The organism is Stenotrophomonas sp. (assembly GCF_032056425.1).
Lineage (GTDB): Bacteria > Pseudomonadota > Gammaproteobacteria > Xanthomonadales > Xanthomonadaceae > Stenotrophomonas.
Genome location: NZ_DAMBCN010000011.1, coordinates 62,600 through 78,272, shown reverse-complemented (window position 1 = coordinate 78,272; position 15,673 = coordinate 62,600). Strand labels below are relative to the sequence as shown.

Genomic DNA, 15,673 nt, shown 5'->3' with positions numbered 1-15,673 from the left:
ACCTCCTGCGGCGCGCTAGAGTTTCACAAAACGCTGGATCTTGCGCGCCAGCCGGCCGCTGAACACCAGCGGCGCATCCAGCGCGGAGACGCAGATGCACGGCGCGCCCGGCGCAGTAACCGGCTGGTGCTCCACATCCTCGTCCAGATCGGCCACGTCACCCGGCGCAAACAGGCCCAGCGCATCGTTGTAGCTGCCCCGCAGGATCTGGGTCAGCTCACTCTGGCCATGGCTGTGCATGGGCAGGCACTTGCCCGGCGCAATCTTCAGCATGATCAATGAAGGCATCTGGGCCGCCCGGATGCAGTACACCCCCGGCGCGATCCAGCGCCAACGCAGCCCCGACAGCGATGCACCGAAATACGGATGCAGGGCGGCAGGCAGGTGATCCGGGTTGGCTTGCGGGCGTTCACTGGGCAGCGCTCGCGGTGCCACGCACGCGGCAGCCATCCCACCGTCGGCCTGGTCCATCTGTGCAAGCATGGCCATGCGCAGCTGCGCGTGGCGCGCCTCGTCCACGGCCGGCTGGGTCTGTTCCAGCAGCACCGCGCCAATCGCTTCGGCATCGCGCAGGCGCTGGCGACAGACCGGGCACTGTTCCAGGTGTGCGGCGGCCACCACGCTCAACGCGGTCGGCAAACCACCGGATGCGTAACTCATCAACGTCGATTCGTGCAGATGGTGGCGCGGGCTCACAGGCCACCTCCCACCTTCGACTGCAACTGCAGGAAGGCCCGGCGCAGGTGCGACTTCACCGTGCCCAGCGGCATGCCCAGCGCGGCGGCAATCTCGCCGTGGCTTCGTGCTTCGAAGTAGGACATGCGCACCAGCCGCGCCTGCACCGCCGGCAGTTCGTTGATGCGCTGGCGCAGGCGCACCTGGTCAGCGTATTGCTCGGCGCTGCTGTGCTCGACCACATCGAAGCTGGCGGCGTCGGCCACCGCCGCCTGCGCCTGCAGCCAGCCACGCTCATGGCGCACGCGGTCGATATGCAGGTTGCGCGCAATGCGGAACAGCCACGTACTCAGCGCGCCCTGCGCGGCATCGAAATCGGCCGCCCGCAGCCACAGTCGCAGCAAGGCCTCCTGTGCCAGCTCTTCGGCCACGGCGGGCGGTGCCCCCAAGCCGCGCAGGTAGACGCACAGACGTGGCATGAAGTGGTCGTAGATGCGCAGGAAGCAGTCGCGGTCGCGCAGCCGGGCCACACCGTCCATGTCCCCGGTCCAGTTGGTCGGCTCACTGCTGGGCTGCTGGGCACTGGACACGAGACGGGCGGCGTCGAAGGGGCTTCGGGGCGGACGGCGTTCAACGTACATGAGCGGGGGCGGCGATCAGGTGAAGGTGATTCCTGTGCCTCTACGCAGGCCGGGGCCAGTTGGATGCACGGCCGGGTGCATCCAGCGGCCGCCGCGCCGCGTAGTGGTTGCAGACCCTGCCGGAAATCGCCCCATGCGCGCCTACGCCTGCCTGCTGCTGTTGCCCGCCTGGGCCGCCCACGCCGAACCCACGCTGCTGCGCAGCGAAGGTGTGGCGACCACTGCGGACGGGCGTGTGGCCTACCGCGAGGTGCACTGGCAGCAGGGACCGCAGGACGGGGCGGAACGCTGGGTCGAATACCGCTGTGGATCGGGCCAGCCCTTCGCCCGCAAGCAGCTGCCGGCCACACGCCGACCTGCAGCGCGGGGCTACCGCCTGCAGGACCGGCGCAGCGGGCAGACCGCCGAACTGGACGTTTCTACGTCGGCGGTGCAGCTGCAGTGGCGCGAAGCGGCCGACGCGGCGCCGGTAAAGGCCCGGCTTGCGCTACCGGAGGACGCGGTGATCGACGCCGGCTTCGATGCCGCCGTGCGCCAGCATTGGGGCACCCTGCTGCGCGGCGAGCCAGTCACGCTCTCCTTCCTGGTGCCGGGGCGGCAGCGCTTCTACCCGCTGAAGGTGCAGCACCGTGGCGCGCAGCAATGGCAGGGGCAACCCGCGCAGGCCTTCGCAGTGCGCCTGGATGCGTGGTACGGCGCCGTCGCACCCGGCCTGAGCCTGGTCTACGCCGACGCCGACCGTCGCCTGCTGGAGTTCAACGGCACCAGCAACCTGCGTGACGCCCACGGGCGCTACCCGCAGGTCCGCGTCGCCTTCCAGAAACCGCCCCTGCCCGCCAGTCGCAGCCAGTGGCAGCGCGAACAGGATGCGCCACTGGTCAGCGCGTGTGGTGTTACGGCCAGGTGAAGTGCTTCACGGATGCGAATGGGCTGCATCCAATCGCCCCGCTGCAACGTAGGCACTTACACACGCGCCTTCCGGAAGCCGAACATGTCTGCAGCTGCGCCCCTGCCCCATCGACGCACCCGCCTGTTGCGCACGGTGCGCCGCTGGTTCGATACCGGCAGCAACGCCACCGAGGTGTCGGCGGCGCAGCCCGGGCGCATCGACTGGCTGCGTGCGGTGCCCTTCGTGCTGCTGCATGTGGCCTGCCTGGGGGTGGTCTGGGCGGGCGTATCCTGGACCGCCGTTGCAGTGGCGGTCTCTCTGTACGCCGTGCGCATGTTCGCCATCACCGGCTTCTACCATCGTTACTTCTCACACCGCACCTTCCAGACCTCGCGACCGGTGCAGTTCGCCTTCGCGGTGATCGGCGCCGCCAGCGTGCAGCGCGGGCCGCTGTGGTGGGCCGCGCATCACCGCCATCACCATCGTCATGCGGACCAGCCGCAGGATCCGCACTCACCGAACGAAGTCGGCTTCTGGCGCAGCCATATGGGCTGGTTCCTGACCCGCGAGGCCTTCGCCACGGACTTGAGCCGGGTGCCGGACCTGGCGCGTTACCCGGAGCTGCGCTGGCTGGATCGTTTCGATATCGCCGTGCCGGTGCTGCTGGCGGCGGCCCTGTTCGGGCTGGGCGAGCTGCTGCAGCACACCGCACCGGGCCTGGACACCAGCGGCCCGCAACTGCTGGTGTGGGGCTTCTTCATTTCCACCGTGGTGCTGTTCCACGCTACCGTCACCATCAATTCGCTGGCCCATCGCTTCGGCAGCCGCCGCTACGACACACGCGATGACAGCCGCAACAACCTGTGGCTGGCCCTGCTCACCTTCGGCGAGGGCTGGCACAACAATCATCACTTCTTCCCCGGCACGGTGCGCCAAGGCTTCCGCTGGTGGGAAATCGACCTGACCTGGTACGGCCTGCGCGCGATGGCGGCGGTCGGTCTGGTGAAGGGACTCAAACCCATACCCGACTGGGTGCTGGCCAAGGCGAGGCACTGACATGCGCATCGCAATCATCGGATCGGGCATTGCCGGACTGGCCAGCGCCTGGTGGCTGGACGGCGAGCACGAGGTCACCCTGTTCGAGGCCAACGATTACCTGGGCGGGCATACCCATACCCATGATGTCACCGTGGATGGCCGCCGGCTTGCCGTCGATACCGGCTTCATCGTCTTCAACGAGCTGCACTATCCCCTGCTCACTGGCCTGTTCAACGAACTGGGCGTGGCCTCGCAGCCCACCACCATGAGCTTTTCCATGCACAGCGAGCGCAGCGGCGTGGAGTACAACGCTACCTCGCTTGATGGCTTGTTCTGCCAGCGCCGCAATCTGGTGTCGCCGCGCTTCTGGGGCATGCTGGCCGACCTGCGCCGCTTCTATCGCCAGGCACCTGCCCTGCTTCAGGAAGAACGCGGCCCCACCCTGGGCCAGTACCTGCAGCAGCACGGCTACGGCCAGGCCTTCGTTGACGAGCACCTGCTGCCGATGGCCTCCGCGCTGTGGTCGTCACCCACCGCTACCGTGCTCGACTTCCCCGCGCGCTACCTGGTGCAGTTCATGGCCAACCACCAGATGCTGCAGATGACCGGCCGCGCGCCGTGGCGGGTAGTCAGCGGCGGCTCGGCCCGCTACGTGGACGCGCTGCGTGCACGCTGGCAGGTGCGCGAACGATTGGAATGCCCGGTGCACGCGGTGGAGCGCCTGCCCTGGGGCGTACGCATCCACAGCGCAGCCGGTGTGGAGAGCTTCGACGAGGTCATCCTGGCCTGCCACAGCGACCAGGCGCTTGCCTTGCTGCAGCAGGTGGACCCGGTGGAACGCGCGGTACTGGGCGCGATCCGCTACCAGCCCAACGAAGCGGTGCTGCACACCGATGCCACCCTGTTGCCGCGAAACCGCAAGGCCTGGGCGGCATGGAACGCGCATGTACCGCGCGCAACGGACGCGGCCTGCACGGTCAGCTACTGCATGAACCTGCTACAGGGCCTGCCCAGCGATACGCCACTGGTGGTCACGCTGAACCGCAGCGATGCCATCGCTCCGGACAAGGTGCTGCGCCGCCTGCACTACTCGCATCCGGTGCACGACCACGCCGCCGTGCGCGCGCAGCAGCGCTGGGGTGAAGTGCAGGGCCGCCACCACACCTGGTTTGCCGGCGCGTACTGGGGCTGGGGGTTCCACGAGGATGGCATCCGCAGCGCCCGCCGGGTGGTCGATGCGCTGCGCGAACGTACCGCGCAGGCCAGCAGCACCTTCGACGTGGAAGTGCCGGCATGAGCGGCAGCGCGCTCTATTTCGGCCACGTGCTGCATCGCCGCCACGAGCCGCATGCGCACGCATTCCGTTACCCGATCGCCCAGCTGCTGCTGGACCTGGACGAACTGGACAGCGTGTTCGCCGGGCGCTGGCTGTGGTCGGTGAACCGCCGCAACCTGGCCGAGTTCCGCCGCAGCGACTACTTCGGCGATCCCGCACGGCCGCTGGCCGACGCGGTACGTGACCACGCCGCACGCGAACTGGGCTATCGCCCGCAGGGCCCGGTGCGGCTGCTCACCCACCTGCGCTTTGGCGGCCATGTATTCAATCCGGTCAGCTTCTACTACTGCTACCGCGCCGATGGCCAGACGCTGGACTGCATCGTGGCCGAGATCACCAATACGCCCTGGAAGGAGCGCCACGCCTACGTGCTGCCCGTTGCGCGCGCCCTGCATGGCGACCACGCCCTGCGCTGGCAGTTCGACAAGGTCTTCCACGTATCGCCGTTCATGGCCATGGATTGCCACTACGACTGGCGCTTCAACGTGCCGGGCGAACAGCTGCGCGTGCACATGCAGGTGTGGCGCGACGGCGTGCGCCAGTTCGACGCCACCCAGAGCATGCAGCGCCGGCCACTGGATGGACCAGGTCTGGCCCGGGTGCTGGCCGCCTACCCCTTGATGACCGTGCAGGTGGTCGCCGCCATTCATTGGCAGGCGCTGCGCCTGTGGCTGAAGCGCAACCCGGTGCATGACCACCCTTCCCTTGCCGAGAAACCGCGATGAACGAACTGACTCCTTCGGTGGCCATGGCCCCGCCCGGCGCGCTGGACGCGTTCCTGCGCCGCAGGCTGCTGGACCAGCTGGCACCGCTGCGCGAGGGCAGCCTGCTGGTGCGCGATGCTTTCGGCGAACAACGGTTGGGCCAGCCCAGCGGTGACCTGCACGCCACGGTGACCATCGAAGACCCCGCCTTCTACCGCAAGGTGGCCGCGCAGGGCAGCGTGGGCGCCGGCGAGAGCTATATCGACGGTGATTGGCGCTGCGACGATCTGGTGGCGCTGGTGCAGCTGCTGGTACGCAACCGCGACCTGCTGGACGGCATGGAGCGCGGCCCGGCGCGCGTGGGCGGCTGGCTGCTGCGCGGGTGGAACCGCCTGCGCCGCAACAGCCGCGCCGGCAGCCGCCGCAACATCGCCGCCCATTACGATCTGGGCAACGATTTCTTCAGCCTGTTCCTGTCGCCGGACCTGATGTACTCCTCGGCGCTGTTCGCCAACGCTCAGGAAACACTTGAAGCGGCATCACAGCGCAAGCTGGACCGCATCTGCCAGCAGCTGCGGTTGCAGCCGGGTGACCGCGTGGTGGAGATCGGCACCGGCTGGGGCGGCTTCGCCCTGCATGCCGCGCAGCACTACGGCTGCCATGTGACCACCACCACCATTTCCGCCGAACAGCATGCGCTGGCGCAGCAGCGGGTGCGCGAGGCCGGCCTGCAGGACCGCATCACCCTGCTCACCCAGGACTACCGCGACCTGCAGGGCCCCTTCGACAAGCTGGTGTCGATCGAGATGATCGAAGCGGTCGGCGCCGAGTACCTGGACACGTACCTGTCCACGCTGCAACGCCTGCTGAAGCCCGATGGCGTGGCCCTGCTGCAGGCGATCACCATTGAGGACCACCGCTACGAGCAGGCACGGCGCAGCGTGGATTACATCAAGCGCTTCGTGTTTCCCGGCAGTTTCATCCCGTCCCTCAATGCCATCCTTGCGGCCAAGACCCGCAGCAGCGACCTGCAGCTGGTGGCCCAGCATGATTTCGGCCATTCCTACGCGCTGACCCTGCGCGCCTGGCGGCAACGTTTCCTGGCCCAGCGCGCCGCCGTGCAGGCGCAAGGGTTCGACGAACGCTTCTGCCGCCTGTGGGAGTTCTACCTGGCCTACTGCGAGGGCGGCTTCCTGGAGCGCTCGATCGGTGTCTCGCACCTGCTGCTGGCGCGCCCCGGCTACCGTCCCGCCGGCAATGCCGGCCAGGCGGCGTGAGATGCGCCGCACCTGGATCAATCTGCTCGGCAACCAGGCGGTCTGGTTGTGCTCGGTCGCCGGTGCCGCGCGGGGCTGGCAGTGGCCGGCCCTGTTGGCCGCCACGCTCTACATCGGCAGCCAGCTGATGACCGCGCCGCAGCCACGGCTGGACCTGAAACTGCTGGCACTTTCCCTGGCCTGCGCGTGGCTGGTGGACGGCGTGGTGGCTGCCACCGGCAGCGTGCGCTATGCCGCCGCACCGTTCGGCTGGGCGCCGCCGCCGTGGATCTGTGCGCTGTGGGCCGCGTTCGCCATGACCCTGACTGCATCGATGGCCTTCCTGCAGCGGCATTGGCTGCTGCCGATCCTGTTCGGCCTGCTGCTGGCACCGCTGGCCTACCTGTCGGCCGCGCGCGGCTTCCATGCGGTCGCGTTCACGGAACCGCTCTGGCAGGGCGTGATGATGCTGGGCCTGGGCTGGGCGGTGGCACTGCCGGTACTGGTCGGGGTCGCCCGCCACGGTGCCCGCGTGCAATGCCCGCCGTTGCTGCAGAGGGCGCGGCCATGACCGCGCTGCTGTGGGTGCTGCTGTATGCCGCGCTGGTGATGAGCTGGGGCTGGGCCTGGCAGCGCCGCAATGACAACATCGGCGTGGTCGATGTGCTGTGGGCCAAGAGCGTGGCCGCTGGCGCCGTGCTGCTGGCATGGCTGGGCGATGGCGCTGCGGCACCGCGTATCGCCCTGGCCGCACTGGGCGGTGCATGGGGCGCGCGTCTGGCCCTGCATCTGTGGCGGCGCGTGCGCCACGAAGACGAGGATGGCCGCTACCGCTACCTGCGGCAGCACTGGCACGGCCACCAGGGCAAGATCTTCGGCTTCTTCATGGCGCAGGCTCTGCTGGTGGTGCTGTTCGCCCTGCCCTTCGTTGCGGTGGCCGCCAATCCGAGCACGCACATGGGTGGCTGGATCATCGCGGCGGTGGCGGTCTGGCTGCTCAGCGTGGGCGGTGAAAGCCTGGCCGACCGACAGCTGGCCCGCTTCCGCAGCAACCCTGCCAACAAGGGCCGCACCTGCCGCGATGGCCTCTGGCGCTACTCGCGGCATCCCAACTACTTCTTCGAATGGCTGCACTGGTTTGCCTACGTGCTGCTGGCGGTGGGTTCACCGCTGTGGTGGCTGGCCTGCTCCGGCCCCGTGCTGATGTACCTGTTCCTTCGCTACCTGAGCGGTGTTCCGTTCACTGAAAAGCAGGCGCTGCGCAGCCGCGGCGAAGACTACCGCCAGTACCAGCGCAGCACCCCGATGTTCTTCCCGTGGTTCCCCCGCTCGCCCAAGGATCCCTCGCCATGAATGCGGTCACCTCGCTCACCCCACCCACCTTGGTTGAAACCGGCCTGACCGGCTGGGCCGAACGCGGCTTGCTGCCCGATGCCGTGCTGCGCCTGGGCATCCGCCGCCTGTGTGCGCAGCGGCTTGCCGAAGAACAGGACGGCGGCCTGCACGCGCAATCACAGCGCTTCCAGCGGCGCCTGCAGGAATTGTCCAGCAGCCCGCTGGCATTGCACGTGGATGCGGCCAACCGCCAGCACTACGAAGTGCCGGCCGCGTTCTTCCAGGCGTGCCTGGGCCACCGCCTGAAGTACAGCAGCTGCTATTACCGCACCGGTCACGAAACCCTGGACCAGGCCGAGGATGCAATGCTGGCGCTGTACGGCGAACGCGCAGGCCTGGCCGACGGCCAGGACATCCTGGAACTGGGCTGCGGCTGGGGCTCGCTGACCCTGTGGATGGCCGAGCGTTTCCCCGCTGCGCGCATCACGGCCGTTTCCAATTCGCACAGCCAGCGCGCGCACATCCTGGCCCAGTGCGAAGCGCGCGGGCTGCGCAATGTGCAGGTGCTGACCCGTGACGTGAACCTGCTGGAGCTGCCCGCGCAGGCCTTCGACCGCTGCGTGTCGGTGGAAATGTTCGAGCACGTGCGCAACTACGCGCAGCTGCTGGGCCGCATCGCAGGCTGGCTGCGCCCGGACGGCGCGCTGTTCGTGCACATCTTCGCGCACCGTACGCTGATGTACCCGTTCGAGACCGAAGGCGATGACAACTGGATGGGCCGGCATTTCTTCACCGGCGGCCTGATGCCGGCGGCCGACACCCTGCTGCATTTCCAGCAGCACCTGCAGCTGCAGCAGCGTTGGCTGCTGGACGGCACCCACTACCAGCGCACCGCCAACCATTGGCTGGCCAACCAGGACGCAGCGCGCGAGCAACTGCTGCCGTTGCTGGCCCAGACCTATGGCAGTGACGCCGCCGCGCGCGTGTGGTGGCAGCGCTGGCGCATGTTCTGGATGGCATGTGCCGAGCTGTTCGGCTACGACGATGGCCAGCAGTGGCTGGTCGCCCACTATCTGTTCCGCCCCCGCTGAGCGAGGCCCACCATGCGCATGCCCCCGCTGTTTTCGCTGTTGGCCGTGGCCCTGTTCGGTACCGGCTGCAGCAGCCAGGACACCCGCCCCCTGCCGCGCCCGGCGTCGGTGGATGTACCGCGTTTCATGGGTGACTGGTATGTGATCGCTCACATTCCCTCGTGGCCCGAGCGCGAGGCATTCGATGCCGTGGAAAGCTACGCACCGCGCCCCGATGGCCGCATCCAGACCACTTTCACCTACCGCAAAGGCAGTTTCCAGGCGCCGCAGAAGACCATGCACCCGATCGGCCGGGTGGAGAAAGAAGGTGCCGGCGCGGTCTGGGGCATGCAGTTCGTGTGGCCGATCCAGGCCGAATACATCATCGCCTGGGTGGATGGAGACTACCGGCAGACCATCGTTGGCCGCAGCAAGCGTGACTACGTGTGGTACATGGCCCGCACCCCGCAGGTCAGCGAGGCCCAGTACCAGCAGGCGGTCGCCCGCATACAGGCAATGGGCTATGACATCAGCAAGTTGCGACGGGTGCCTCAATCCGTGCGCTAGGAACGCGAAGTGCCGTTCCCAAGGCCAATGGGCTGCACCATAATCGCGCCTCCAAAATGGAGGAAACGTTTTCATGGAGAATGCAGCACCCGCCAATCCGCCCAAGGACTACCTGTTCGCCGCCATCCTGAGCATCTTCTGCGGCTTCTGGCCCTTCGGCATCGTAGCTACCATCTACGCGAACAAGACCTCGTCGCTGAAGGCCACCGGGCAGATGGGTCCGGCCGCCGTCACCTCGCGCAAGGCCCTGCGCTGGATGATCGCCTCGTTCGTGACCCTGCCGGCCCTGCTGGTGGTGCTGATCGGCTGGGGCCTGATCAACCGGGCCCTGATGTAACCGCCGTACCGGGGGTGGTTTCCACCCCCAACGCGGCCTGCCCGCGCTGATATATAGTCTGCCCAGACAACCACACGGAGCAGGTCATGGGTCTGGTACAGGCGGTGAAGGGTGCGGTAGGCGGTGTTCTGGCCGACCAGTGGAAGGATTTCTACACCGTGCCGACGGGCCTGCCGTCCACGGCGGCGCTGTTCGCGGCCGTACCGCGTGGCACCAATGCCGGGCGCGGATCCAACACCAGCGGTTCGTCCAACATCATCAGCAACGGCTCGAAGATCGTCGTGCCCGAAGGCTACGGCCTGCTGCTGTTCCAGGACGGTGCCATCACCGCGTTCGTCGCCGAACCCGGTGGCTATGAATGGCGCTCGGACGACCTGAACTCGCAGTCGATCTTCGCCGGCGATGGGCTGGTCAGCACCTTCATCAAGCAGAGCTGGGAACGCTTCAAGTTCGGCGGCCAGCCCGGTTCGCAGCAGGCGGCGTTCTTCGTTTCACTGAAGGAACTGCCGGACAACCGTTTCGGCACCCAGTCGGAGATCTACTGGGACGATGCCTTCCTCAATACCCAGGTCGGTGCGGTCACCCGTGGCTCGTACACGCTGAAGATCGTCGACCCGATCCTGTTCGTAAAGAACTTCGTGCCGGCCAGCTACCTGCAGCCGGGCCAGGTGTTCGACTTCACCGACATGGACAATGCCGCCGCCACCCAGCTGTTCAATGAAGTGGTGGGTTCGCTGGCGCCGGCCTTCAGCCTGTACAGCAACGACCCGGCCAAGGGCAACCGCATCACCAGGCTGCAGCAGGATTCGATCGGCTTCGCGCAGAGCCTGTCGGCCGCGGTGGAACAGGCCTACCAGTGGCAGAGCGATCGCGGCCTGGCCATCGTCAAGACGGCCATCGTCTCCATCGAGTACGACGCCAACACCCGCGAACTGCTGAAGACCGTGCAGCGCGCTGATGCGCTGTCCGGTGCGCGCGGCAATTCCAACCTGCAGGCCAGCGTGGCCCAGGGCATCCAGTCGGCCGGCGAGAACGGCGGTGCGGCCGGGCTGGTGGGCGTGGGCATGGCCTCGGGCATGTTCGGTGCCGGCAACCTGCAGCAGCCCACCGCACCAGCGGCGGAAGACCCGGTGGCCAAGCTGAAGAAGGCCAAGGAAATGCTGGACCTGGGCCTGATCACGCAGAGCGACTACGACGCGTTGAAGGCCAAGGCGCTGGGGCTGTAAGCGGCAGGACCGACCATCACCATGTCCGATCCACGCAACAGCCCGCCGCCCCCGCCGCCCCTGCCCCCCGTGCCGCCCGCCGCACCCACGCCGCCGCCCCTGCCAGGGGCGCCGCTGGATGGCCCCGGCTCGCCGCAGAATGTCCCGCCGCCACCCAGCAGCTTCCCGCTGGACACCTCGAAGCTTCCGCAGGCGATCCGCGATGAGATCGAGGCGCCCGACCCGCTGGCCATCGACACCTCGGCCAGCGAACTGAAGGACGGCCTGAACCGCTGCCCCAAGTGTGGCGCCACCGACATCCGGCCACGGCTGGGCACCGACATCCTGGTCTGCCAGTTCTGCCGTCACGAATGGCACGGCGCCCGCGTGGAGGAAGCCTTCGGCCTGGGCGAGGCCATCGGCGAGCTTCGCGGCACGGTGATCGCCAGCGGCGCGCGCGACATCGATGCCGACCTGTCGGCACTGATGACCTTCAAGTGCACCGGCTGCGGCGCCGAAGTGACGGTCAATACCGAAAGCACCATGACCGCCCGCTGCCACTGGTGCCGGCACGTGTTCGGGGTAAACGAGCAGGTTGCCAACGGCGCGGTGCCTGACGCCGTGCTGCCGTTCCATATCAGCAAGGACGACGCCGTCGCCCGTATCCGCCAGTTCGTGGACAAGCGGCGCATGTTCGCGCTGAAGGCGTTCAAGGACCAGTTCACCCCGGAAAACGTGGTGGGCGTGTACCTGCCCTACATGATCGTGGACGGCAATGTGAGCGCGGCAGTGGCCGGCAAGGGTGAGATCAAGACCCGCGAATACACCCGCGGCACGGAAAAGAACAAACAGACCTACTACGACGCCGACATCTATCAGGTGGAACGCCAGGTGGATTTCACCGTGGATGATCTGCCGCTGGAATCCTCGGCCGACCGCGGCAACCTGGACACCCGCGCCAACACCAACAACATCATCAACACCATCCTGCCGTTCGATACCAAGAACGCGGTGAAGTGGAACGCCTCCTACCTGGCCGGCTTCACCTCGGAAAAGCGCGACCTGGACGTGGAAAAGCTGCGGCCGCGGCTGGAAGACCAGCTGTTGTCGATCGCCCGCGCGCAGGTGGAGCGCAGCGTGAACCGCTATGACCGTGGCGTGCGCTGGGAACAGGAACAGCTGCAGGTGCATGGCACCCGCTGGGTGGCGATGTACCTGCCGGTCTGGCTGTATTCGTACCACCAGCCCGGCCGCAACGGCGGCATGCTGCACTACATCGCGGTGAACGGCCGCACCGGTGAAACCATGGGCAGCGTGCCGGTGCAGCAGTGGAAACTGCTGCTGGCCGCGCTCACCACCGGCACGATCATCGAAGCCCTCGCAATCGCCTTCCTGGTGGCAACGACATGAGTGATGACGCTGGTCTCTGGTTGCTGGCTGCAGGCCCGGCAGGCGCCACGGCGCTGTACTGGGCGCTGTACCGCTACTACCGCAACACCGACAAGTCGCACGGGTTCGAGCACGAAACCGAGATCGACGCCAAGCCGGTTACCGGCTCGGACCGGCGGGTGGACAGCATCACCGGCACCCAGGAGCGGCGCGTGCGCGGTGACAACGTGCACGAGTACCGCAAACGGGTGGCACGGGTCGCGCCCGATCCCGAGCGCAACGGGCCACCGGGCACCACGCCCTGACGACACCGCGCTGCTCTAGACTGGCGCCCCGGCCACGCCTGGCCGGGGCCCTTTCGTTTCCGCCGAGACACCCTTGAACGCTGCGCCCCTGAATGATTCCCCTGCGGCACGCGCCGCTGCCAGCGTGAACATGGCATTGGCTGCCGGCGCCATCGTCGGCACCTGGTTCTGGGACGTAACCAACGACCAGCTGACCGTGGACGCCTACCTGGCCCGCGCTTTTGGCCTGGACCCGGCACTGGCCGGGCAGAAGCTGCAGCTGCACGACGTGCTGGGCGCCATCCACCCCGACGACCTGCCCGGGCTGACCGCCGCCATCGACGCCGCCGTGCGCCATGGCGACCGCTTCGCCCACCCCTACCGGGCGCGTGGTGAAGATGGGCAGTACCACTGGCTGGAAGGCATCGGCCGGATCGAGCGCGATGCCAGCGGTCGCGCGACCGGTTTCCCTGGCGTGCTGATCGACATTGACGAGCGCCTGCGCGTGCAGGCCGAGCGCGACCAGGCACAGGCGCTGCTGCGCTCGTTCATGGAAGCCGCGCCCGGTGTGATGTACGCCAAAGACCGCCAGGGCCGGCTGCTGATGGGCAACCACGGCGCCACCGAACTGATCGGCCTGCCCCCGCAGCAGTACGTGGGCCGCACCGACGCCGAACTGCTGGGCGACCCCGCGCAGGCCGCGGCGGTGATGGCCACCGACGAACGCATCATGGCCAGTGGCCGCACAGAACAGCTGGAAGAAAAGATCAGTTTCGCCGATGGCCGGCAAGCCTGGTGGCTGTCCACCAAGGCGCCGCTGCGCGATGCCGATGGCACCGTCATCGGGCTGGTCGGCACCTCGCTGGACATCACCGACCGCAAGGCGGCCGAGGCCGAGCGCCTGGATATCGAGGAACGCTACCGGCTGGCCGCGCAGGCCACCAACGATGCCATCTGGGACTGGCGCATCGTCGATGGCCATGTGATCTGGAACGAAGCGGTCAGCACCTTGTTCGGCCACGCGGTGAAGTCCTCCACCGCGCAATGGTGGCTGGACCATATCCATCCTGACGACCGCGCGCGGGTGGATGCCAGCATCCACGCCGTGATCGAAGGAGAAGGCAGCGCCTGGACGGACGAGTACCGCTTCCGCCGCGCTGATGGCAGCTACGCCGACGTCCTGGACCGCGGCGCCGTGCTGCGCGATGCACAGGGCCAGCCCCTGCGCATGATCGGCGCCATGCTGGACCTGTCCGCGCGCAAGGCCGCCGAAGCGGCGCTGGCCGACAGCGAAGAGCGCCTGCGCCTGGCCACCGAGGCCAGTGAACAAGGCTTCTGGGATGTGGACCTGGTGCGCGACCTGCTGATCTGGCCGGCCCGTACCAAGGCCATGTTCGGCATCTCCGCCGGCGCACACGTAACGATGGACGACTTCCGCGCCGGCCTGCACCCCGACGACCGCGACGCCACCCTGGCCGCGCTGGCGGCCGCCGCCGATCCGGCCCGCCGTGCCAGCTACGATGTGGAGTACCGCACCGTCGGCAAGGAAGACGGCATCGTGCGCTGGGTGGCGGCCAAGGGCCGCGGCATGTTCGAGCACGGGCAGTGCGTGCGCATACTGGGCGTGGCCATCGACATCACCCGCCGCAAAGCCGCCGACGCGCGTCTGCAGGAACTGAACGAACAGCTGGAAGCGCGCGTGCACGCCGAAGTGGCCGAACGCCTGCGGGTGGAAGATGCCCTGCGCCAGAGCCGCAAGATGGAAGCGGTCGGCCAGCTCAGCGGGGGCATTGCCCATGACTTCAACAACATGCTGGCCACCGTCATCGGCCCGCTGGACCTGCTGGCACTGCGCATCGACCGCGGCGACAGCCGCGCCCACCGCTACATCGACATGGCACTGGATGGCGCGCAGCGCGCCGCGCAGCTGACCCAGCGCCTGCTGGCGTTCTCGCGGCAGCAGCCGCTGCAGCCGGTGGCGCTCGACAGCAACCACCTGCTGGCCGGCATGAGCGACCTGCTGGTGCATTCGCTGGGCAGCAGCATCCGCCTGGAAACGGTACTGGGCCGCGATCTGTGGTGGACCCATGCCGACGCCAACCAGCTGGAAAACGTGATCCTCAACCTGGCCGTGAATGCCCGCGACGCCATGCCTGGCGGTGGCCGCCTGAAGGTCGAGACCGGCAACTGCCGCATCGACATCGGCAATGCGGCCTCCCATCCCGGCATTCCGGCCGGCGATTACGTGCTGATCGCGGTCAGCGACACCGGCACCGGCATGGCGCCGGACGTGCAGGCGCGCGCCTTCGATCCGTTCTTCACCACCAAGGACGTGGGCCAGGGCACCGGGCTGGGGCTGTCACAGGTGTATGGTTTCGTCCAGCAGTCGGCGGGCCACGTGGCGCTCGATTCCAGCCCCGGCAACGGCACCTGCGTGCGCGTCTACCTGCCGCGCCTGCTGGGCGAGGCGACACCGTCGGTGCGCCCGCCCGCGCGCAGCCAGGCCGCGCCCCCCAGCGGCGCGGCCGAACGCATCCTGGTGGTGGACGACGATGAGGCGGTGCGCCGCTTCTCGGTCGATGCGCTCACCGAACTGGGCTACGAGGTGTTATCGGCCGACGGCGCTGCCAGTGCCCTGCCCCTGCTCGATGCCCATCCGTCCATCGCCTTGCTGTTCACCGACGTGGTGATGCCGGAGGTCAACGGTCGCCAGTTGGCCGAGCAGGCGCTGGCCCGGCACCCGCAGCTGAAGGTGCTGTATGCCACTGGCAACAGCCGCAATGCGCTGGTGGACGACGGCGTGCTGGACGCGCGGGTGCAGCTGATCGGCAAGCCCTTCACCATCGATGAACTGGCCACCCGTGTACGGGTTGCGCTGGCGCAGACCGGCTAGTTCACACCACCGATGCAGGGCCGGGACCACGCTGGGCGCGTGCGCCCTTCCGCC

At 67.9% G+C, this 15,673-nt stretch carries 16 protein-coding genes; 14 read left to right on the top strand and 2 right to left on the bottom strand.

The genetic code is table 11. The annotated features are described in order from the left end of the window. Positions 1 to 15: 15 nt before the first annotated feature. Positions 16 to 696 (bottom strand): ChrR family anti-sigma-E factor, encoded by a 681-nt coding sequence (locus tag RTY46_RS09470; RefSeq protein ID WP_312708006.1) that lies wholly within the window; start codon positions 694 to 696, stop codon positions 16 to 18. Further along, on the bottom strand, positions 693 to 1,316 hold the full coding sequence (locus RTY46_RS09465) for a sigma-70 family RNA polymerase sigma factor (RefSeq protein WP_312708005.1): 624 nt from the start codon (positions 1,314 to 1,316) through the stop codon (positions 693 to 695). Before RTY46_RS09465 ends, RTY46_RS09470 begins: the two co-directional genes overlap by 4 nt. A 133-nt stretch (positions 1,317 to 1,449) precedes the next feature. Between RTY46_RS09465 and RTY46_RS09460 the strand changes: the two genes are divergently transcribed. The 14 genes from RTY46_RS09460 (at position 1,450) to RTY46_RS09395 (ending at position 15,619) form a co-directional block, all read left to right on the top strand. Then, the gene (locus RTY46_RS09460) at positions 1,450 to 2,223 is read left to right on the top strand and encodes a hypothetical protein (protein WP_312708004.1); all 774 of its coding nucleotides are present in this window, start codon (positions 1,450 to 1,452) and stop codon (positions 2,221 to 2,223) included. A gap of 84 nt (positions 2,224 to 2,307) precedes the next feature. Beyond that, the gene (locus RTY46_RS09455) at positions 2,308 to 3,261 is read left to right on the top strand and encodes an acyl-CoA desaturase (protein WP_312708003.1); all 954 of its coding nucleotides are present in this window, start codon (positions 2,308 to 2,310) and stop codon (positions 3,259 to 3,261) included. 1 nt (position 3,262) lies between these two features. Continuing rightward, positions 3,263 to 4,540, top strand: coding sequence for an FAD-dependent oxidoreductase (locus tag RTY46_RS09450; protein ID WP_312708002.1), 1,278 nt, complete (start codon positions 3,263 to 3,265; stop codon positions 4,538 to 4,540). After that, positions 4,537 to 5,304, top strand: coding sequence for a DUF1365 domain-containing protein (locus RTY46_RS09445; RefSeq protein ID WP_312708001.1), 768 nt, complete (start codon positions 4,537 to 4,539; stop codon positions 5,302 to 5,304). Before RTY46_RS09450 ends, RTY46_RS09445 begins: the two co-directional genes overlap by 4 nt. Further along, positions 5,301 to 6,560 (top strand): cyclopropane-fatty-acyl-phospholipid synthase family protein, encoded by a 1,260-nt coding sequence (locus tag RTY46_RS09440; RefSeq protein WP_312707999.1) that lies wholly within the window; start codon positions 5,301 to 5,303, stop codon positions 6,558 to 6,560. Before RTY46_RS09445 ends, RTY46_RS09440 begins: the two co-directional genes overlap by 4 nt. Before the next feature lies 1 nt (position 6,561). Next, positions 6,562 to 7,110 (top strand): DUF2878 domain-containing protein, encoded by a 549-nt coding sequence (locus RTY46_RS09435; protein WP_312707997.1) that lies wholly within the window; start codon positions 6,562 to 6,564, stop codon positions 7,108 to 7,110. Next, a complete protein-coding gene (locus RTY46_RS09430; protein ID WP_312708053.1) occupies positions 7,107 to 7,892 on the top strand; it encodes a DUF1295 domain-containing protein in 786 nt (261 codons plus the stop codon). Before RTY46_RS09435 ends, RTY46_RS09430 begins: the two co-directional genes overlap by 4 nt. After that, positions 7,889 to 8,965, top strand: a complete 1,077-nt coding sequence (locus tag RTY46_RS09425) for a class I SAM-dependent methyltransferase (RefSeq protein ID WP_312707996.1) — start codon at positions 7,889 to 7,891, stop codon at positions 8,963 to 8,965. The genes RTY46_RS09430 and RTY46_RS09425 overlap by 4 nt, the downstream gene beginning before the upstream one ends. Positions 8,966 to 8,977: 12 nt before the next feature. Then, entirely contained in the window at positions 8,978 to 9,511 is a 534-nt protein-coding gene (locus RTY46_RS09420; RefSeq protein WP_312707995.1) for a lipocalin family protein, read from the top strand. Between the two features lie 73 nt (positions 9,512 to 9,584). Beyond that, positions 9,585 to 9,848, top strand: coding sequence for a CD225/dispanin family protein (locus tag RTY46_RS09415; RefSeq protein WP_312707994.1), 264 nt, complete (start codon positions 9,585 to 9,587; stop codon positions 9,846 to 9,848). Positions 9,849 to 9,934: 86 nt separating this feature from the next. Further along, on the top strand, positions 9,935 to 11,074 hold the full coding sequence (locus RTY46_RS09410; protein ID WP_312707992.1) for an SPFH domain-containing protein: 1,140 nt from the start codon (positions 9,935 to 9,937) through the stop codon (positions 11,072 to 11,074). A 21-nt stretch (positions 11,075 to 11,095) separates the two neighbouring features. Continuing rightward, positions 11,096 to 12,463, top strand: coding sequence for a TFIIB-type zinc ribbon-containing protein (locus RTY46_RS09405; protein WP_312707991.1), 1,368 nt, complete (start codon positions 11,096 to 11,098; stop codon positions 12,461 to 12,463). Continuing rightward, on the top strand, positions 12,460 to 12,747 hold the full coding sequence (locus RTY46_RS09400) for a hypothetical protein (RefSeq protein ID WP_312707990.1): 288 nt from the start codon (positions 12,460 to 12,462) through the stop codon (positions 12,745 to 12,747). The genes RTY46_RS09405 and RTY46_RS09400 overlap by 4 nt, the downstream gene beginning before the upstream one ends. A gap of 73 nt (positions 12,748 to 12,820) precedes the next feature. Next, the gene (locus RTY46_RS09395) at positions 12,821 to 15,619 is read left to right on the top strand and encodes a PAS domain-containing protein (RefSeq protein ID WP_312707989.1); all 2,799 of its coding nucleotides are present in this window, start codon (positions 12,821 to 12,823) and stop codon (positions 15,617 to 15,619) included. Positions 15,620 to 15,673: the final 54 nt, after the last annotated feature.